Below are 19,018 nucleotides of genomic sequence, written 5' to 3'. Positions count from 1 at the left end.
TCGGCCGGAAACGACCGAATTCCGGTGCGCCGCATCCGGCCAACGAACTGCCCGGTTTCGCCCTCGGCGTACGGATGCGGCGGAATCGGTCGACGCGGCACCTGCAGGGCCGCAATCCGACGCCGGTAGTGTCTGCGGGCGTGACGACAGCCTCCGAAACCGTCAGCGCAGAATCCGCAGGTGCCGAGAGCACCGTCCGCATCGCCAGTGTGAATCGGCGCATCGCCGATGAGCTCGGGGTGCGCGACGAGCAGGTGCGTGCCGCCGTCGAGCTACTGGACGGCGGATCGACCGTGCCGTTCGTGGCCCGCTACCGCAAGGAGGTCACCGGCGGGCTCGACGATGCGCAGCTACGCACCCTCGACGAGCGCCTGCACTACCTGCGCGAGCTGGACGAGCGCCGGGGTTCGATCATCGAATCCATTCGAAGCCAGGGCAAGCTGGACGCGGAACTGCACGGGCAGATCATGCTCGCGGACACCAAGGCCCGGCTCGAGGACATCTACCTGCCGTACAAGCCCAAGCGGCGCACCAAGGCTCAGATCGCGCGCGAGGCCGGGCACGAGCCCGTGGCCGACGCACTTCTGAACGAGCCGACCACCGATCCGGCGCAGTACGACGCCGAGCAGTTGGACGGTGCGCGCGCGATCCTGGTCGAGCGCTTCGCCGAAGACGCCGACCTGGTCGGTGAACTGCGCGAGCTCATGTGGAACCGCGGACAGGTCAGCTCCACCGTGCGCCCCGGAAAAGAAGAGGCCGGTGCGAAGTTCGCCGACTACTTCGAATTCAGCGAGCCGTTCACCAAGCTGCCCTCGCACCGGATCCTGGCGTTGCTGCGCGGGGAGAAGGAGGAAATACTCACGCTGCATCTGGAACCGGACACCGAGGAGCTCGAGCCCGGACAGCGCAGCGTCTACGAGGGCCGCATCGCGGTCAAGTTCGGCATCGCCGACAAGGGCCGCGCCGCGGACACCTGGCTGCTGGACACCGTGCGCTGGGCGTGGCGGACCAAGCTGCAGGTGAGCATGGGCATCGACACCCGGATGCGGTTGCGGCAGTCCGCCGAACGCGACGCCGTGGACGTGTTCGCCGCAAACCTGCGCGATCTGCTGCTGGCCGCACCGGCCGGCACCCGCACCACCATGGGCCTGGATCCCGGCTACCGCACCGGCGTGAAGGTCGCGGTCGTCGACTCCACCGGTAAGGCCGTGGCCACCGAGGTCATCTACCCGCACAAGCCGCAGGGCCAGACCGAGAAGTCGCTCGCCGTGCTCGGCGCGCTGGTCGCCCGGTTCAATGTGGAACTCATCGCCATCGGCAACGGCACCGCGTCGCGCGAGACCGATACCCTTGCCGCCGAACTCATCTCGCGGATCCCCGAGAACAAGCCCACCAAGATCGTGGTCTCGGAGGCGGGCGCGTCGGTGTACTCGGCCTCGGCCTACGCCTCGGCGGAGCTGCCCGATATGGACGTGTCGCTGCGCGGCGCGGTCTCCATCGCGCGCCGCCTGCAGGACCCGCTGGCCGAACTGGTGAAGATCGACCCGAAGTCCATCGGCGTCGGCCAGTACCAGCACGACGTGTCCGAAACGCTGCTTGCCCGCTCGCTCGGCGCGGTCGTCGAGGACGCGGTGAACGCGGTCGGCGTCGACGTCAACACCGCCTCGGTGCCGCTGCTCTCGCGGGTGTCCGGCGTGACCGGCTCGGTCGCGGAAAGCATTGTCGCCCACCGTGACGCGAACGGGCCCTTCCGCAGCCGCACCGCGCTGCTCGGCGTTCCGCGCCTGGGCCCCAAGGCTTTCGAACAGTGCGCCGGCTTCCTGCGCATCCGCGGCGGCGACGACCCGCTGGACAGTTCCTCGGTGCACCCCGAGGCCTACCCGGTGGTGCGCCGCATCCTCGACGCCAGTGGCCGGGGCATGCACGAGATCATCGGCAACACCACGGCGCTGCGCGCGCTGCGCCCGGCCGATTTCACCGATGAGCGCTTCGGTGTCCCCACCGTCAGCGACATCATCAGCGAACTCGAGAAGCCCGGCCGCGACCCGCGTCCGGAATTCAAGACCGCCGAATTCGCCGCGGGCATCGAGAAGGTCGGCGATCTGAAGCCGGGCATGGTGCTCGAGGGCGTGGTCACCAATGTCGCCGCGTTCGGCGCGTTCGTCGACATCGGCGTGCATCAGGATGGCCTGGTGCACGTCTCGGCCATGTCGCACACCTTCATCAAGGACCCGCGCGAGGTCGTCAGCACCGGCGACGTCGTGAAGGTCAAGGTGATGGAGGTGGACGTGCAACGCCAGCGCATCGGTCTGTCGCTGCGTCTGGACGACGAGCCCGGCGCCACCAAACCCGAACGCGGCGAAGGCCGCCCGCGCGGTGGTCAGGGGCAGGGCGGGCAGCCGCGGGGCAACGGTGGCGGCGGTCGTCCGCGCCAGGGTGGTCAGGGCCAAGGCGGCGCAAACCAGGGCGGCGGCGCTCAGGGGAACCGCCAGCCCGACCGCCGCAGCCAGCCCGCTGCCAGCGGTTCCATGGCGGACGCGCTGCGCCGGGCGGGCTTCGGCAAGTAGCCAACGCCGGGTGCGGTGCCCGGGACTGTGATTCGAGCACACGAGCTCGGTATCGAGCCCTGCGGCTTCGAGCACCTCGGGCTGCATGGGTTCGGGAACCCCGGCAGTGGAGTTCGCGGGTCCAGACTGCGCGCCCAATGAGGCCGGTCAGGTAGTTCGGCACGAAAGAGGAAGGGCCCCGGCAACGTTCGCCGGGGCCCTTCCTCGTGAGCTGGGATCCGGCGTCTCGATGTGGCCGGACTCTGGTTCGGGAACGCGTTCAGCCGCGGCCCGAGGCCGAGATGCCGCGCGCCCGGCGGAAGGCGGCCCGCGCGCCCATGATCGCCGCCACCGCGACGAGCAGTGCGAGAGCGGTCCTGGGTCGAATCACGTCGCGGGCGCCGCGCAGGGACGAGCGGGCCGGTGAGCCGGTCGGGGTCGCACCGCCGGGGAGCGCGCCGCCCTCGTCGGTCCATCTATCCAAGGCTTCCGGGTATGTGGGCACCGATCGGTCCTCTCGCTGATGGGTTGCTGACTACCGTCGATCATGCCCGCCGAATGTGAGTGGACGCTGAACCTGCCGGTCGGTCCCGCGAATCGGGTCGCCGACGCGCGGTAAGTGATCACGTACGTACACGCCGGATGCGTCGGACCAGGTCGGGTGGGCACCTGCCGGAGACAGGTAGCGTGGCTGGAGCCAGGGGACCGCGGGGACTCAGCGTGGAGTGACGGAGGCATGACGGATTTTCGGCGGTGGTGGAGCGAGGATGTCGTCGCCAGCGGACGGTTGCCCCTGGCGTGCCTGCTGCTCGGGTTCATTGTCGGATTCATCCTGATCCGAATCAGTGTGCGGCTCATCAGGAAACAGGTCAGATGGTGGCCGGGGAACGTGCGCGCGGGGGACGTGCACATTCATCACATGGTGTTCGGCGTGATCCTGGTGCTCGTGTCCGGGATGTCGATGATGGCGCTGTATCAGAGCAGCGTCGGGGTGATCAGCGCGTGCGCGGCCTTCTTCGGCGTCGGCGCGGCGCTGGTGCTGGACGAGTTCGCGCTCATCTACTACCTGCGCGACGTGTACTGGGAAGAGCAGGGCCGGACTTCGGTGGACGCGGTGTTCGTGGCGGTCGCGGTCACCGGGCTGCTGCTGCTCGGGTTCCATCCGCTCTGGTTGCTGGACATCAACGACTTCCGGACCGATCCGGGCGCGGCCGAGCGCATCGTCATCGTGGTTTTCGCGCTGGTGAATCTGGTGCTGGCGGCCGTCGTCATCGCCAAGGGCAAGATCTGGACCGGTCTGTTCGGCATGTTCTTCCTGCCGCTGCTGGTGATCGGCGCATTGCGGCTGAGCAGGCCGGGCGCTCCCTGGGCGCGCTGGCGCTACGGCCGGCGCAAGGGTGTCATGCGGCGGGCCATCGCACGCGAACGCCGCTATCGGCGACCGCTCATCCGCGCCAAGATCTTCGTCCAGGACCTGGTCGCCGGTAAGCCCGATGTGGCGCACGTGCGCAGGGCCGCGGAGGAGGAGTTGGTGCGCACGGTCGTTCCGGCCCCGCCCGCTCCCATCCCGACCTACCACCGATCCGGTAGCCAGAAAATCGCGGACTGACGTGACCGGGCGGGGGAGTCTCGAGCGGCACGGTCCACCCCCGGCCGGCGCGGGCGATCACCCGCGGTCGGTCGGTGCGACCCCCCGGATTTCCGGCCCACCTTTGCCATCTGGCACAATGTTCAGGTTGCCTCGGCACGGAGACTGTCCTGAACACAGGAGAGTCCGCCCAGGTACCGACCAATATCCGGAGCACGAACCGGTCGAGCGCCTCGCGCAGCCGCCAGGTTCCTCTGTTCGCGCGAACCTATAAGGACGATAATGAACACCCTCGACTTCGTCGATGAAAAGTCGCTGCGTAGCGACGTCCCGGACTTCCGCCCGGGTGACACGGTCAATGTGCACGTGAAGGTTATCGAAGGCAACAAGGAGCGCGTCCAGGTCTTCAAGGGCGTTGTCATCCGTCGTCAGAACGGTGGCATCCGCGAGACCTTCACCGTCCGCAAGGTGTCGTTCGGTGTCGGCGTGGAGCGCACCTTCCCGGTGCACAGCCCCAACCTCGACAAGATCGAGGTCGTGACCCGCGGTGACGTGCGTCGCGCCAAGCTGTACTACCTCCGCGATCTGCGTGGCAAGGCCGCCAAGATCAAGGAAAAGCGCTGAGCTGATTTCCCTGTACGGGGAAACCTCCAGCCTTCCAGAACGCCGAGTAGCCCGGCACCGCATGGTTCTTCGCGGTGCCGGGCTACTCTGTTGCGGTGGCAGACGAGAGCGAGTCGGTGACTGTGCCCGGGTCGGACGACGACGGTCGTACGCAGGACCCTGTGGCCGGGACACCCGACCAGAAGCCGAAGAAGAAGCAGCGACCGTTCTGGCAGGAACTGCCGATGCTGGTCGGCATCGCGGCGGTCATCACCGCGTTGGTCGTGACGTTCATCGGACGGCCGTACGTGATTCCCTCCCAGTCGATGGAGCCCACCCTGCACGGGTGCGCGGGTTGCACGGGCGACCGCATCTACGTGCAGAAGATGAGCTACTACTTCGGTGATCCGAAGCCGGGCGACGTGGTCGTGTTCGTCGGCCCGACCGACGACTGGAACAAGCACTACAAGTCGATTCGCTCGCAGAACACCGTGGTGCGCGGACTGCAGAACTTCCTGTCCTTCTTCGGCCTGGTGCCGCCGGACGAGAACGATCTGGTCAAGCGGGTCATCGCGACCGGTGGGCAGAAGGTCGAATGCTGTGACGCGCAGGGACGAATCCTGGTGGACGGCAAGCCTTTGGACGAGCCGTACGTGAAGTTCAACAATCCGTTCGATCCCGCGCATCCGGACGTTCCGTTCAACGCGGGCGGGCGCGCGTTCGGCCCGATCACGGTGCCGAACGGAAACCTGTGGGTGATGGGCGACAACCGCGCCGAATCCGCCGACTCGCGCTACCACCAGAAGGACGAGCTGCAGGGCACCGTTCCGGTCGACGACGTGCGCGGCAAGGCCGTGTTCAAGATCTGGCCGCTGGGGCGCATCGGCTCGGTGAAATCGGAAGATCCACAAACCAACTGACAGCACAGACCAACTGACAGCTGGCAACCGAGAGCTACGGGATAATCGACCGGTGGGCAAGATGGCGAGCGGTGCGGCCCCGGCCAAACCCGGCGTGAGCCGGAAGCAACAGGGCCGCAAGAAGATTCAGCCGATCGAACGCGGTGAATGGCCGCCGCGCGTGGTGATGCGCCGGGCCGGTGGACTACGCACGCTCGAATCGGCGCTGATCCGCAGTGGGCTGGGGCCCGTCGCGGGCGTGGACGAGGCCGGGCGCGGTCCCTCGGCGGGGCCGCTGGTGGTCGCGGCCTGCCTGCTCGCGCCGAAGGCGCATACCGCGCTGGCCGGGCTCGACGATTCCAAGCGGCTCACCGAGTCCGTGCGCGAGGAGCTCTTCCCGGTCATCAAACGGCTGGCGCTCGCCTATTCGGTGATCGTGATCCCGGCCTGGGAGATCGACTCGATCGGTATCCACGTGGCCAATATCGAGGGCATGCGCCGCGCGGTGGCCGGGCTGGATCCGGTGCCCGGGTACGTGCTCACCGACGGTTTCCGGGTGCCGGGGATTCCGGTGCCGTCGCTCCCGGTGATCGGCGGGGACGCGACGGCGGCCTGCATCGCGGCGGCGAGCGTGCTTGCCAAAGTGACCCGGGATCGGATTATGGTCGATCTCGACAAGCAACATCCCGGCTACGGATTCGCCGCCCACAAGGGCTACAACACCGCGGAGCACAACGAGGCGTTGCGCCGGCTGGGCCCGACCAGCGAGCACCGGCGATCGTGGCGAAACGTGCGGGAGACCGGCCGAGTGGCTACCGATACCGCGTATGCGGGATGATGTCTCCACACCCAGTGTGGCGATAAGGAGGACGTTCCACCCGATGAGCGCCGAGGATCTCGAGAAATACGAAACCGAGATGGAACTATCCCTGTACCGCGAGTACAAGGACATCGTCGGTCAGTTCTCGTATGTGGTGGAGACCGAGCGCCGCTTCTACCTGGCCAATACCGTCGAGCTGCGACCGCAGAACGCCGATGGCGAGGTGTACTTCGAGGTGCGGATGTCCGATGCATGGGTTTGGGACATGTACCGGCCCGCCCGCTTCGTGAAGCACGTTCGTGTGATCACCTTCAAAGACGTGAATATCGAGGAGCTGGAGAAGCCCGACCTGCGGCTTCCCGAGTAATCCACAGGCTCTCCGTTATTCACAGGGCAGCAGTTTTCCCAGGTCGGCATGGCCGGGTCCGTCACGGGCCCGGCCATGCTGGCTTCCATGGGAGACAATCTCGCGCTGGGAGCGCAGGGGGAGGAGCTGGCGGCGCGATTTCTGAGCGCGGCCGGGCTCGAGATCGTGGCTCGCAATTGGCGGTGCCGGTACGGCGAACTGGACATCATCGCCCGTGATGCGGGTGTCACGGTGTTCATCGAAGTCAAGACGCGCAGCGGGCTCGGGTTCGGGACACCGGCCGAGGCCGTCACCTACCTCAAACAGCAGCGAATAAGACGCCTGGCGCTGCTGTGGCTGGACGAACAGCGCGGTCCATGGCTGCGGATCCGATTCGACGTTGTTTCAGTCCTGCTGAGGCGCTGCGGTGGCGATCCGGTGATTCAGCACCTCGAGGCGGTGTTCTGAGATGCCACTGGGCAGGGCGTACTCCGTCGCCGTGACCGGGGTGGACGGGCAGCTCGTCGAGATCGAGGCGGATATCGGGCAGGGGTTGCCCTCGGTTCATCTGGTCGGGCGGCCCGACACCACGCTGCAGGAGTCGCGGGACCGGGTGCGCGCGGCGATCTCCAACTCCGGGGAGAAATGGCCCGACGGGCGGGTGATCCTGGCCCTGTCCCCGGCCACCCTGCCCAAGGTCGGCAGCGTGTACGACCTGGCCTTGGCCGCCGCCGTGCTGGACGCGGCCGGTTCCATCCCCGGTCCACGCCTCGCGGGCGCGGTACTGCTGGGCGAACTGGCCCTGGACGGCCGGATCCGGCGCGTGCGCGGCATCCTGCCCGCGGTGATCGCGGCCCGCAATTCCGGGCGCGGCACGGTCGTGGTTCCGGTGGCCGCGCTGGCCGAGGCCGGATTGGTCGACGGTGTGCGGGTACTGGGCGCAACCACTCTGATCGAGCTGGTGGACTGGTTGCGCGGCAGCGGTGAACTCGCCGCTCCGGAACCGATGCGCCCGGTTCCCGTCCCGGCCATCGGGGACCTGAACGAGGTCGTCGGTCAGGACGAGGCGCGCTGGGCGCTCGAGGTGGCCGCCGCCGGTGGCCATCACCTGCTGCTCACCGGTCCGCCCGGAATCGGTAAAACCATGCTCGCGCAACGGCTTCCGAGTCTGCTCCCGCCGCTGCGGGAGCGGGAGTCGCTGGAGGTGACCGCGATCCACTCGGTGGCGGGCACCTTGACCGACGACCATCCCCTCATCACCTGGCCGCCTTTCGTCGCGCCCCATCATTCGACCTCGGTGACGGCGATGGTCGGCGGTGGTTCGGGTTCGGCCCGCCCGGGTGCCGCCAGCTGTGCGCACCGAGGCGTGCTGTTCCTGGACGAATGCGCGGAGATCGGCACGAAAGTCCTCGAGGCGCTGCGTACGCCCCTGGAGGAGGGCGAGGTTCGCATCGCTCGCCGCGACGGCGTGGCACGCTATCCCGCCCGCTTCCAACTCGTGCTGGCCGCGAACCCCTGCCCGTGTGCCCCCGCTCGCGATATCGACTGCATCTGCGCCCCGCTGGCGCGCCGCCGCTATCTGGGCAAACTCTCCGGCCCGCTGATGGATCGCATCGACCTCACGGTCCAGATGCACGCCCAATCCGCCGGCGCTTTCAGCGACACCGAGGTCGAAAGCAGTGAAACCGTCCGAGCCCGAGTGTCAGCGGCCCGCGCCGCCGCCGCCGACCGCTGGTCCGACCTCGGCCTCACCACCAATGCCGAAGTCCCCGGCCACATCCTGCGTCAGAAATTCCGCCTCCCCGCCGACGCGCTGGCCCCCGTGGAGAACGCCCTCCGGCACGGCCGCATGTCCGCCCGGGGTGCGGACAGGGCGATCCGAGTCGCCTGGACGGTATGCGATCTGCGAGGTGGCGGGATCCCCACTCCCCAGGATGTCCTGCAGGCCCTCGGCTTCCGGCAGCGAGGAGCGATATGAGTATCGAGGAATCCACCTCCGACCTCGTCGAGAAAAGCAGCTGCACACCATCGTTCGAACAACTCACGCCTGAACGCGCATCCGGGCGCGGCACCGCCGATGCCGCCGCGGGTGGCGTGGATTCGGGGGCAAAACGCGGCTCGGACGAGCGGCGGTTGGCATGGGTGTATCTCTCGCGCGTGGTGCAGGGGCCCTGTGCGGCGCTCTCGGCGTTGATCGAGTCGGTGGGGGTGGTGGAAGCCGCGCGGGCGGTGCGGGAGTGCGTGTTGCCGGAGGCGCTGCGCGGGGCTACCGAGCTGCGGCGGGGGATCGATTGCGCGGAAGCGGATCTGGCGCTGGTGGAGCGGCTGGGTGGACGGGTGATCACGCCGGACGATCAGGAGTGGCCGGCGTGGCGAATGCTGGGGTTGGGGCAGTTGGATTCGGGGCGGGACACCGATGCCGCTGTGCCGCTGGTGTTGTGGGCTCGGGGACCGCGGTCGCTGGCGCACTGCACGGAGAAGGCGATCGCGGTGGTGGGCGCGCGGTGCAGCACCGGGTACGGAAATCACGCGACCGGGGAGATCGCGGGGGAGTTGGCGGTGCGGGGGTGGACGATCGTGTCGGGTGCGGCATTCGGGATAGACGGAACGGCGCATCGGGCCGCGCTCGCAGTGGGCGGGGTGACCGTGGCGGTGCTGGCCTGCGGGGTGGACCGGCCCTACCCCGTGCAGCACGATCGGCTGCTCGCCGAGATCGCGGACACGGGCCTGGTGGTCACCGAGTATCCGCCGGGAACCGCGGCCCGCAAGCATCACTTCCTGGCCCGGAACCGGCTCATCGCGGCCTTGGCGGACGGAGTCGTCGTGGTCGAAGCGGGGGCGCGCAGCGGTGCGCGCAATACCGTGAAATGGTCTCGCCGACTGGGCAGACCGGCGCTGGCGGTCCCCGGCCCGGTGACCTCTGCCGCATCGGTCGGATGCCACCGCATGATCCGCGACGGCGAAGCATTCCTGGTCACCCGCGCCGACGAGATCCTCGACGAGGCGGGCCCACTGCGACTGTCGCTTCCCGGCGTGGTGCCCCCGGAACCGCAGCACAACCTCACCGGAGACGAGGCCCGAATCTTCGCCGCCCTCCCCGCCGTCGGGTCCCGCCTGCCACGCTCGATCGCCGACGGCTCCGGCCTTCCCCTACCCGCCACTCGCGCCACCCTGTGCGCACTGGAACTCGCCGGCCTGGTCGCCTGCGACGAAAACGGCTGGTACCGAGTCTCACAGCAGAGTCGGCAGTAGGAAGCAGCGACCTTCGGACGCGCAGGGATGCGACCGGGTCGACCGACGCGGGTGCCGCCCGGCTGGGTGAGTGGCGCAGAAGAGAGGGCCGCGAGTGGGTGACCTGGGCTGGTTTCGTGATGCTGCCCGCGCCGGTGGAGTGGTTCTGCTGTGCGGGTCGGCGGGGCACTGTGATGTGGGATAGGTGTGAGCGGGGTGACCGGCGCGGGTGCTTGCCTTGTGGGGGTGGGGTGGTGAAGGTGGGGTGATGAGTGGATTGCCCGAGGATCTGGAGGCGTTGCTGACCGAGTACGGGCGGCATCTGCGGCTCGGGCGGAATCGGTCGGAGCACACGGTGCGGGCGTACGCGGGGGATGCGCGGTCACTGCTGGAGCATCTGGTGCAGCGGTCGGCGGATTCCGGTGTGGGCGAGGTGGATCTGGCGCTGTTGCGGTCGTGGCTGGCGCAGCAGGCGGCGAGCGGTGCGGCGCGCACGACCATGGCGCGGCGGGCCTCCTCGGCGCGCACCTTCACCGCGTGGCTGACCTATACCGGGCGGTTGACGGTGGATCCCGGACCTCGGCTCGGCTCGGCGAAGGCGCATCGAGTGCTGCCGTCGGTACTGGGTAAGGAACAGGCGCGAGCGGCCATGGAGGCGGCGGAATCCGGTGCGGCCCAGCATGATCCGATGGCCCTGCGGGATCGGCTGATCGTGGAGATGCTGTACGCCACCGGGATCCGGGTCAGTGAACTGTGCGGGCTCGACATCGAGGACGTGGATCGCGAGCGCCGACTCGTCCGGGTGCTGGGCAAGGGCAACAAGGAGCGGTCCGTGCCCTTCGGCGGACCGGCCGACGCGGCCCTGGACAGTTGGCTGCGGCACGGCCGCTCCGCCTTCGCCACCGACGCGTCGGGGCGCGCCCTGCTGCTCGGCCGGCGGGGTGGTCGGCTGGATCAGCGCCAAGCCAGAAGTGTTGTGCACGAGGTGATCTCCGCGATTCCGGGAGCTCCGGACATGGGCCCGCACGGTTTCCGCCATACCGCGGCCACCCACCTGCTCGAAGGCGGCGCGGATCTGCGAGTCGTTCAGGAAATCCTCGGGCACGCCAGCATGGCCACCACCCAGCTCTACACCCACGTCTCCATAGAGCGTCTCAAGAAGGTGCACGATCAAGCCCACCCCCGCGCGTGAGCATCCGCGTCGCCGCGCAGGTATCCCCGAGTCGGTCGAGCTGGTGCGCGGGGATGCCGATTCGCCGGTGATCCTGCATGTGCCACACTCAGCCACCGCCATTCCGGCCGCGGTTCGGGCCGGGATCCTGCTCGGTGACAGGGCACTCGACGCGGAACTGGACCGCATCACCGACGCGCACACCGCTCGGCTCGCCGCTCTCGCGGCGGCGCAATGCCATTCTTCGCCTTGGCAATTCGTCAATCGGCTGTCGAGACTGGTGGTGGATCCCGAGCGGTTCCCGGACGAGCGGGAGCAGATGCTCGCGGTCGGCATGGGCGCGGTCTACACCCGCACCACCCATGGCGATGCGCTGCGCCCGCCGGATTTCGATCCCGCGCCGTTGCTCGAGAGCTATTTCCATCCGTATGCCCGGGCCATGTCGGAGGTGGTGGCGGATCGGCTCGCTGTCACCGGCCGGGCCGTGATCATCGACGTGCACTCGTACCCCACGCGCCGACTGCCCTACGAATTGCACGGTGACGCCCCTCGGCCGGCGATCTGTCTGGGCGTGGACGAATTTCACACTCCTCCCGAATTGACCGCGCTCGCCGAGTCCGTCTTCGCCGACTTCGGGGAAAGAGGCATAAACACTCCGTTCGTGGGTACTTATGTGCCGCTGGACCGCTATGGAATCGATTCACGCGTGAGTGCGTTGATGATCGAAATCCGGCGCGATTCGTATATGACCGAGCCAGGTGGTGTGCCCGGACCTGGACTCGAGCGCTTGGCAAGGGCTTTGAGTGGTCTCGTCGAGGCACTGGCGTAAACGCCGTGACCGGTGCGCGGGACCCCGTCGTACGCGGGGTTCGTCGCCGGTCGACGGCAGGATCGTGGGATCTGTCATATCGCCGCTGTATCGACGAGCTATCGAAGGTCATGCTAGGTTCAGTTAGGTAACCCTAATTATGCAGGAGGATCCCTTGGCACGCACACGCACGACGCTCGTGGTCCAGCACACGATCCGCCTGTCGGATCACCTGGTCAGGGTGCATCTCGGTGGTCCCGGCTTCGCCTCGTTCCAGCCCAACGGATTCACCGACGCGTACGTCAAGCTCGCCTTCCCCGGTCCGGACGGCGATGTCATGCGCACCTACACCGTGCGTTCGGTCGACCCCGCCGCCGAGGAGATCGCGATCGATTTCGTCTACCACGGCGAGGAGGGTGTCGCCGGACCCTGGGCGATCGCCGCCGAACCGGGCGACACCATCGAACTCATGGGCCCCGGCGGCGCGTACGCCCCGCGCGCCGACGCCGAGTGGCACCTGCTCGCCGGTGACGAATCCGCCCTGCCCGCTATTGCCGCGGCCTCCGAGGCACTGCCCGCCGACGCCGTCGGCTACATCGTTCTCGAAGTCCACGGTCCCGCGGACGAAGTCGCGGTCGTGCACCCCGAGGGTGTGGAACTCACCTGGGTCCACCGCGGCGATGCCGAACCCGGCGTGGCGCTGGCGGCGGCCGTGCGCGCCCTGCCGTGGCTCGAAGGCCAGGTCCAGGTCTTCATCCACGGTGAAGCCCAGGCCGTCATGCACGACCTGCGCCCCTACATCCGCAAGGAGCACGGCGTCTCCGCGGAATGGGCGAACTCCATCTCCGGCTACTGGCGTCGCGGCCGTACCGAGGAGGGCTTCCGCACCTGGAAGTCCGAACTCGCCGAGCGTGAAAAGGCGACCCCCGCCGCCGTATGAGCCCTCGCGGCCTGCCCCGACATCGACGAACGGTGCATCGCCGCAACGGAATGCGAGTCCCGCTCCGACGGAGCTGAACGCGGGCTGACCGGCACGCTCGATCGATACTCTCGGCCGCCGCAGGGTGCCGGGGTATTTCGCTTCGGGGCTCGCCCTCTCAGCGTGGGCGAAGTGTGTCGATGTAGCGGCCCGCGAACCAGCGCTGAACGAGACGGACCACCGGGCCGCCCAGCCGGGTGTACCAGGCGCCCGGGCGGGAGAAGGCTTCGACGATGCCATAGACGGATTCGTCGGTGGGGTCGTATTCCACGGCGAACAGTTCCTCGCCGGTTTCGGGGTGGCCGGGGAGAGTGCCGTAGGCGAAGCCGCGCCGGTCGGGTTCGTCGAGAAGGTAGACGACTCGGCAGGGAGCGGTGATGCCCAGGGGGCCGGGGCCCAGGCGAACCGTGAGCTCGGTGCCGGGCTCGGCGGTGTCGGTGGTGGCCTCGCGGAAGATGCCGGTGCCCTTCTGCATTCGATAGGCCAGGATCTGCGCGCCCGCCGTCTCGAACAGTGCCCGGCCCGCACCGATTCGACGACGGAGCCGGAACTCGTGGTAGCCCGGCGGGAAGTTCCCCTTCGTCGCGCCGACCTCGGAATAGGTGAAGGGGACGGCGGGCTCGTTCGACATATCCCCATCCTCACAGGTTTCGGCACCCGGATGGGTGGTCGGTGAGCCGCCTCACCACCTCGGTGATTCACGACGTGCCGACCGGTTTCAGGCGGATCGGAGTGTGGTGCAGCAGGCCCAGGGGATCGATGTAATCGTGATCGCGCCGGGCACCCCAGTGCAGGCACGCGGATGCGGCGCAGCCCGGGTGCCCCGATTCCAGAGTTCCGATGGTGGAACCGCGAATTACTCTGCGGCCCAATGGAAGTGCCCCCTGGACCGGCTCATAGGTGGTGCGCACCCCGTCGGCATGATCGATGGACATCACATGCTTGCCCGCCACCGCACCCGCGAACGCCACGACGCCGTCCCCCGCCGCGAGAACGGACTGTCCCGCACTCCCGGCCAGATCCACGCCGCGATGCCCGGGCAGCCAGTCGTGCGCGGGTTTGTCGAATACCCGCACCACCTCCGGGCGCGGCCGTAGCGGCCAGTCGAAATCCGTGTTCGGCGCGGCCGTGCAGACCGGTGCGGTGAGCAACGGCGCGAACAGAATCAGCGGCAACCAGCCCAGAACGATCGACATATACAGGCGCATGAGCAGAGCGTGCGCCCGCGCATCGTGTCGCGAAATGGCCCCGTCGGCGAGTGTGGATTGATCGGCGGCATGTGAATATCACCCGCTTCTAACTTTTGAGCTCTGTCCGCGTCGCTTTCAGCCGCACGTCCAGGACCCGATTTCGCGACTGGGGGACCGCTGCGTAAACTGAGCCAGCGGTTTGCGTAAACGCCGACCGACTTCGCGCGCCCACATCGAGTGCCGCCGGCTGGTCCCCCTGATTATCTCGGAGGGTTCCGGTGGCCGTGAGCGCTAGGACAGGGGTCGCCGACCCTTGTGACAACCAGCAAAGAAAGAGGTTAACGGGAGCTATGGCTGTCGTAACTATGAAGCAGCTGCTTGACAGCGGCGCGCACTTCGGACACCAGACTCGCCGGTGGAACCCGAAGATGAAGCGGTTCATCTTCACCGACCGCAACGGCATCTACATCATCGACCTTCAGCAGACGCTGACCTACATCGACAAGGCCTACGAGTTCGTCAAGGAGACTGTCGCCCACGGTGGCACCGTTCTCTTCGTCGGAACCAAGAAGCAGGCCCAGGAATCGATCGCTTCCGAGGCGACCCGCGTCGGCATGCCGTACGTGAACCAGCGCTGGCTGGGTGGCATGCTCACCAACTTCTCGACGGTCCACAAGCGCCTGCAGCGCATGAAGGAACTCGAGGCGATGGAGCAGACCGGCGGGTTCGAAGGTCGCACCAAGAAGGAAATCCTCATGCTGACGCGTGAGAAGAACAAGCTCGAGCGCACCCTCGGTGGAATCCGGGACATGGCCAAGGTTCCGTCGGCCATCTGGGTCGTCGACACCAACAAGGAGCACATCGCCGTCGGTGAGGCTCGCAAGCTGAACATCCCGGTCATCGCGATCCTGGATACCAACTGCGACCCCGACCTCGTCGACTACCCGATCCCGGGTAACGACGACGCGATCCGCTCGGCCGCGCTGCTGACCAAGGTCGTCGCTTCCGCGGTGGCCGAGGGCATGCAGGCTCGTTCCGCGCGCGCCGGTGGCGACTCCAAGCCGGAAGCCGGCGCCGCCGGCGAGCCGCTGGCGGAGTGGGAGCAGGAGCTGCTGGCTTCGGCGACCCCCGTCGTCGAGGCTCCCGCCGAGGCCACGGCCGAGGCCCCCGTCGAGACCGCCGCTGAGGCCGCACTCCAGGAAGTTCCCCCGGCCACCACGCCGGCCGACTTCTGAGTCGCGTCAACGACGTAAGTTCACCCTGCCGCCCCCTCCTGTTCGGAGGCGGGCGGCATGGTGTGACCACCACAGACCAACACTGAGGAGGCTCGCCCTAGATGGCGAACTACACCGCCGCTGACGTGAAGCGGCTTCGCGAGCTCACCGGCTCCGGAATGATGGACTGCAAGCGGGCGCTCGAGGAGAACGAGGGCGATTTCGACAAGGCCGTCGAGCACCTGCGCATCAAGGGCGCCAAGGACGTCGGCAAGCGCGCTGAGCGCGCCACCGCCGAGGGCCTGGTCGCCGCGCAGGACGGCGTCATGTACGAGATCAACTCCGAGACCGACTTCGTCGCCAAGAACGCCGAATTCCAGGAGCTGACCACCAGCATCGCCACCGCGGCCGCCAAGGCGCGCCCGGCCGATCTGGAAGCCCTGAAGGCTGTCGACCTGGGCGGCAAGACCGCCGACCAGGCCGTGCAGGAGCTGGCCGCCAAGATCGGCGAGAAGCTCGAGCTGCGTCGCGTCGTGTCCTTCGAGGGCCCGGTCGCCACGTACCTGCACAAGCGCGCCACCGACCTGCCGCCCGCCGTCGGCGTGCTGGTCGAGTACAAGGGTGAGGGCGACGCCGCTGCCGAGGTCGCGCGTGCCGCCGCCATGCAGATCGCCGCGCTCAAGGCCAAGTACGTCACTCGTGACGAGGTTCCGGCCGAGGTCGTCGAGGCCGAGCGTCGTGTCGCCGAGGCCACCGCGAAGGAGGAGGGCAAGCCCGAGGCCGCCCTTCCGAAGATCGTCGAAGGTCGCGTGAACGGCTTCTACAAGGACGTCGTCCTGCTGGAGCAGTCGTCGGTCACCGACAGCAAGAAGACCGTGAAGGCCCTCCTGGACGAGGCCGGTGTCACCATCACCCGCTTCGCTCGTTTCGAGGTCGGTCAGGCCTGATAGGCCGAAAACAAGCCCCCGTGCGCCGGATTCCGGTGCGCGGGGGCTTGTTTCGTTCCACTGGCAGGAAGTTGCCAGTCTCGCGGCTCAGCCCGGCGGGCGGTTCTGTAGTGGGGTGAGTTGGTGGATGTCGTGCTCGAGCCGCAGTTCCCCGATGCTGTCCGCTGTCGCCTCACCCGAGGTCAGCAGGTCGGTCAGCTCCTTCAGGTACTTCTCGTGCCCGGACGGGGTGACCATGAAAAGCATTGTGGCCGTGACTGTCCCGGGGTTGAAGAACGCGTGCGGACACCCGGCCGGCACGTACATGAAACTGCCCGGACCGCCTCGATAGACGGTCGTGCCGTCCGAGGCCTCCCAGGCGCGCCAGTCTCCGATGGCCTCGGCGGCGGGGTGGAAGGCGAGCAGGTCCAGTTCGCCCTCGACCACGTAGAAGATCTCCTCCGCCTCCCCGTGCCAGTGCGCGCCCACGTCGAAGCCGGGCGGCACCCGGGCCTCGAACGCGGACCAGGCGTCGGAACGGTCCGCGCCGACCTTGAGCGTCATGGTCGGCTGCACCCTGTCGCCGGTTCCGGGCGGGAGCAGCAGGCCGTCGGCCGCCAGCAATCCGTCGGTCATGGTGTGCTCCTACAGTTTCCAGCCGGTGGCCCGGATCCAGGCCTCGAGGGTGAGCAGTCCCGGGTGGATCTCGCGCAGGGCCGCGACATCGACGGTGGCGGGCTTCTGTTCGAAGAACTCGAACATCTTGCCGACCTGTTCGTCGAACGCCTTGATCTGCGCGATCGGCACCTGGAAGGTCCGGGCGGGCAGATCGGCCGCGCGGCCGAACGTGTCGGCGATCTGCCGCGGGGTCAGCACCTCACCGGCGAGTTCCACGACGCCCCCGATGAACTCGCCGGGCCGCTCGAACGCGATGGCCGCGACCTCGCCGATATCGCGAATGGCGATGAGCGGCATGGGCGTATCGGGTCCCAGGGCCAGCGACAGCACCAGCTCGTCGCCCTGCCGGGCCGGTTTGCTGTAGGTGCCGAAGTTGTCCATGAACGACACCGGCCGCAGCATGGTCGCGGGCAGCCCGAGCTCCCGGATGTGCTCCTCGATATGTTCCTTGGCGTCGTAGTACTCGATGCCGGACCCCGAGTACACGCCGTTGAGCGAGCTGTACACCAGATGCCCGACACCCGCCTTCAGCGCCAGATCCGCGACCGCCTTCCCGCGCCGCTCCTCGGCCGCCACCGCCGCCAGGCTGATATTGACGCCCTCGATCATGGTCAGCATCAGGAAGACGCCGTGGACCCCCTCCAGGGCCGCGCGCAGCGATTCCTCGTCGTCGAGGTCGCCGGCCAGCAGCTCCGCCCCGGCCTCGTGCAGTCGCGCCGCCGCCGGAGATTTCGGATCCCGGACGAAAGCCCTTACTTCCCAGCCTCTTTCGAGCAGTGCCCGAGCGGCCGCTCCGCCCTGTCTGCCGGTTGCTCCGATGACCAGAACCGGTCCCTTGGTATCGCTCACGTCGTGCACCCCTGTCTCGTGACTGAAGCTCACGGTAGGAACTCGCACGCGAATCTGTCCTGGTGGCGATACTGCTAGGTAGGACCCTGTACACAGGATCGATGAAATGGTAAGTGGCAAAGGCAATTCCGGTCCGGCAGGCTCGCGGCACGCGCAGCTCGGCGAATTCCTGCGGGTGCAGCGCGCCCGGCTGCAGCCGCACGAGGTGGGGCTGCGGCCGCACGGCGATCCGGCGCGCAGGCGCACCCCCGGATTGCGGCGCGAGGAGGTCGCGGAACTGTCCGGGGTGGGCCTGACCTGGTACACCTGGCTCGAGCAGGGCCGCGATGTGGAGGCCAGCCGGCAGGTGATCGACGCGCTCGCGCGCACCCTGCGCCTGGATCCCGATCAGCATCGGCACCTGCGGTTCCTGGCGGGACTGTCCGAGCCCGAGGTCGGCTATTCCGATTCCGATCGAGCGCGCCTGCAATGCCTGGTCGACGCGGTGTCGCCGAATATCGCCTCGATCTACGACCGGGGCTTCGATTTCCTGGTCTGGAACCGGCCCTACGCGGTGACCCGCCGCGATCCGCTCGCCCTGCCCGAGGGCCGGCGCAATCTGCTGTGGATGATGTTCACCGACGAGGTGACCCGCTCCATGATGCCGGGGTGGGAGCCCGCGGCCCGGGCGGTGCTGAGCCAGCTGCGCGAAGCGCTGGGGCGGCGTCCCGGCGACGCGCGACTGCTGGATCTGGCGGCGGCGGTGAGCCGGACGAGTCCGGAGTTCGCGCGTTGGTGGTCCGACCACCGGGTGCGCAGATTCCGTCCGGCGGTGATCGTGATCGACCATCCCGTGGCCGGAATCCTCGATCTCGAGGTCTTCCAGCTGCGCCCGGTGGAGAATCCGGACCTGCTGCTGGTCACGCAGGTGCCCGCGAACGCCGTCGTCGCCGGGCGGATCGCCGCGCTGCTGGCGGCCGGGGAGAACGCGGTTGACTCCGCCGGGTGACCGGGTCCGACTTCACCGGGTGACCGGGTCCGACTCTGCCGGGTGGGCGCGTCCGAAATGTCACGAATAGGTGAGCCGTATCGAGGGTCGCCGCACCGTCGTGACCGCTCGTGGTGCAGGATAGACAAAGATTGTTGCCGTCCCGTGCATTCCGTATGCGCCGGGATGGTCTTTTCATGTGC

At 68.0% G+C, this 19,018-nt stretch carries 20 protein-coding genes; 15 read left to right on the top strand and 5 right to left on the bottom strand.

What is annotated here, in order from left to right; translation table 11 throughout:
• Positions 1 to 140: 140 nt before the first annotated feature.
• Positions 141 to 2,567 carry a Tex family protein gene (locus NJ1_RS26210; RefSeq protein WP_422615780.1) on the top strand — a complete coding sequence of 809 codons (2,427 nt, stop codon included), beginning with the start codon at positions 141 to 143 and terminating at the stop codon, positions 2,565 to 2,567.
• A 259-nt stretch (positions 2,568 to 2,826) separates the two neighbouring features.
• Here NJ1_RS26210 and NJ1_RS26205 read toward each other — a convergent pair whose 3' ends face one another.
• On the bottom strand, positions 2,827 to 3,051 hold the full coding sequence (locus NJ1_RS26205; RefSeq protein ID WP_157574212.1) for a hypothetical protein: 225 nt from the start codon (positions 3,049 to 3,051) through the stop codon (positions 2,827 to 2,829).
• A 231-nt stretch (positions 3,052 to 3,282) separates the two neighbouring features.
• Between NJ1_RS26205 and NJ1_RS26200 the strand changes: the two genes are divergently transcribed.
• The 11 genes from NJ1_RS26200 (at position 3,283) to NJ1_RS26150 (ending at position 12,952) form a co-directional block, all read left to right on the top strand.
• A complete protein-coding gene (locus NJ1_RS26200) occupies positions 3,283 to 4,155 on the top strand; it encodes a hypothetical protein (protein ID WP_067699028.1) in 873 nt (290 codons plus the stop codon).
• Between the two features lie 261 nt (positions 4,156 to 4,416).
• Positions 4,417 to 4,758: a 50S ribosomal protein L19 gene (gene rplS / locus NJ1_RS26195; RefSeq protein ID WP_067699026.1), complete on the top strand. Its 342-nt coding sequence runs from the start codon at positions 4,417 to 4,419 to the stop codon at positions 4,756 to 4,758.
• Between the two features lie 95 nt (positions 4,759 to 4,853).
• Positions 4,854 to 5,657 (top strand): signal peptidase I, encoded by an 804-nt coding sequence (gene lepB / locus NJ1_RS26190; protein WP_422615779.1) that lies wholly within the window; start codon positions 4,854 to 4,856, stop codon positions 5,655 to 5,657.
• Positions 5,658 to 5,790: 133 nt separating this feature from the next.
• Positions 5,791 to 6,474 carry a ribonuclease HII gene (locus NJ1_RS26185; RefSeq protein ID WP_281202162.1) on the top strand — a complete coding sequence of 228 codons (684 nt, stop codon included), beginning with the start codon at positions 5,791 to 5,793 and terminating at the stop codon, positions 6,472 to 6,474.
• 43 nt (positions 6,475 to 6,517) lie between these two features.
• Positions 6,518 to 6,823 (top strand): DUF2469 domain-containing protein, encoded by a 306-nt coding sequence (locus NJ1_RS26180; protein WP_067514125.1) that lies wholly within the window; start codon positions 6,518 to 6,520, stop codon positions 6,821 to 6,823.
• An 87-nt stretch (positions 6,824 to 6,910) separates the two neighbouring features.
• A complete protein-coding gene (locus NJ1_RS26175) occupies positions 6,911 to 7,270 on the top strand; it encodes a YraN family protein (RefSeq protein WP_067699097.1) in 360 nt (119 codons plus the stop codon).
• Position 7,271: 1 nt separating this feature from the next.
• Positions 7,272 to 8,780 (top strand): YifB family Mg chelatase-like AAA ATPase, encoded by a 1,509-nt coding sequence (locus NJ1_RS26170; protein WP_067699024.1) that lies wholly within the window; start codon positions 7,272 to 7,274, stop codon positions 8,778 to 8,780.
• On the top strand, positions 8,777 to 10,054 hold the full coding sequence (gene dprA, locus NJ1_RS26165) for a DNA-processing protein DprA (RefSeq protein ID WP_084478842.1): 1,278 nt from the start codon (positions 8,777 to 8,779) through the stop codon (positions 10,052 to 10,054). Before NJ1_RS26170 ends, dprA begins: the two co-directional genes overlap by 4 nt.
• Before the next feature lie 247 nt (positions 10,055 to 10,301).
• Positions 10,302 to 11,225, top strand: a complete 924-nt coding sequence (locus tag NJ1_RS26160; RefSeq protein WP_067699021.1) for a tyrosine recombinase XerC — start codon at positions 10,302 to 10,304, stop codon at positions 11,223 to 11,225.
• 43 nt (positions 11,226 to 11,268) lie between these two features.
• The gene (locus NJ1_RS26155) at positions 11,269 to 12,033 is read left to right on the top strand and encodes an N-formylglutamate amidohydrolase (protein WP_281202161.1); all 765 of its coding nucleotides are present in this window, start codon (positions 11,269 to 11,271) and stop codon (positions 12,031 to 12,033) included.
• Positions 12,034 to 12,187: 154 nt separating this feature from the next.
• Entirely contained in the window at positions 12,188 to 12,952 is a 765-nt protein-coding gene (locus NJ1_RS26150) for a siderophore-interacting protein (RefSeq protein ID WP_067699093.1), read from the top strand.
• A 157-nt stretch (positions 12,953 to 13,109) separates the two neighbouring features.
• Here the strand turns inward: NJ1_RS26150 and NJ1_RS26145 are convergent, their stop codons facing one another.
• Together NJ1_RS26145 and NJ1_RS26140 are read right to left on the bottom strand one after the other, a co-directional pair.
• Positions 13,110 to 13,622 carry a DUF1990 domain-containing protein gene (locus NJ1_RS26145; protein ID WP_067699017.1) on the bottom strand — a complete coding sequence of 171 codons (513 nt, stop codon included), beginning with the start codon at positions 13,620 to 13,622 and terminating at the stop codon, positions 13,110 to 13,112.
• Positions 13,623 to 13,689: 67 nt separating this feature from the next.
• A complete protein-coding gene (locus NJ1_RS26140; RefSeq protein WP_157574211.1) occupies positions 13,690 to 14,199 on the bottom strand; it encodes a M23 family metallopeptidase in 510 nt (169 codons plus the stop codon).
• 332 nt (positions 14,200 to 14,531) lie between these two features.
• Here NJ1_RS26140 and rpsB point away from each other — a divergent pair, with 332 nt between their 5' ends.
• Together rpsB and tsf are read left to right on the top strand one after the other, a co-directional pair.
• Positions 14,532 to 15,416, top strand: coding sequence for a 30S ribosomal protein S2 (rpsB, locus tag NJ1_RS26135; RefSeq protein WP_067699014.1), 885 nt, complete (start codon positions 14,532 to 14,534; stop codon positions 15,414 to 15,416).
• Between the two features lie 101 nt (positions 15,417 to 15,517).
• Positions 15,518 to 16,342, top strand: a complete 825-nt coding sequence (tsf, locus tag NJ1_RS26130) for a translation elongation factor Ts (RefSeq protein ID WP_067699012.1) — start codon at positions 15,518 to 15,520, stop codon at positions 16,340 to 16,342.
• Positions 16,343 to 16,429: 87 nt separating this feature from the next.
• Here the strand turns inward: tsf and NJ1_RS26125 are convergent, their stop codons facing one another.
• Both NJ1_RS26125 and NJ1_RS26120 read right to left on the bottom strand, forming a co-directional pair.
• The gene (locus tag NJ1_RS26125) at positions 16,430 to 16,957 is read right to left on the bottom strand and encodes a cupin domain-containing protein (RefSeq protein ID WP_067699010.1); all 528 of its coding nucleotides are present in this window, start codon (positions 16,955 to 16,957) and stop codon (positions 16,430 to 16,432) included.
• Positions 16,958 to 16,966: 9 nt separating this feature from the next.
• A complete protein-coding gene (locus tag NJ1_RS26120) occupies positions 16,967 to 17,848 on the bottom strand; it encodes an NmrA/HSCARG family protein (protein WP_067699089.1) in 882 nt (293 codons plus the stop codon).
• Between the two features lie 106 nt (positions 17,849 to 17,954).
• On the opposite strand from NJ1_RS26120, the gene NJ1_RS26115 reads away from it, so the two are divergent.
• Positions 17,955 to 18,836 (top strand): helix-turn-helix transcriptional regulator, encoded by an 882-nt coding sequence (locus NJ1_RS26115; RefSeq protein ID WP_067699008.1) that lies wholly within the window; start codon positions 17,955 to 17,957, stop codon positions 18,834 to 18,836.
• Positions 18,837 to 19,018 lie beyond the last annotated feature (182 nt).

The organism is Nocardia jejuensis NBRC 103114, assembly GCF_001613145.1.
In the GTDB taxonomy this organism is placed as follows: domain Bacteria; phylum Actinomycetota; class Actinomycetes; order Mycobacteriales; family Mycobacteriaceae; genus Nocardia; species Nocardia jejuensis.
Note: the sequence above shows the minus strand (reverse complement) of the source record. Positions and strands in the feature narration are given on the sequence as shown.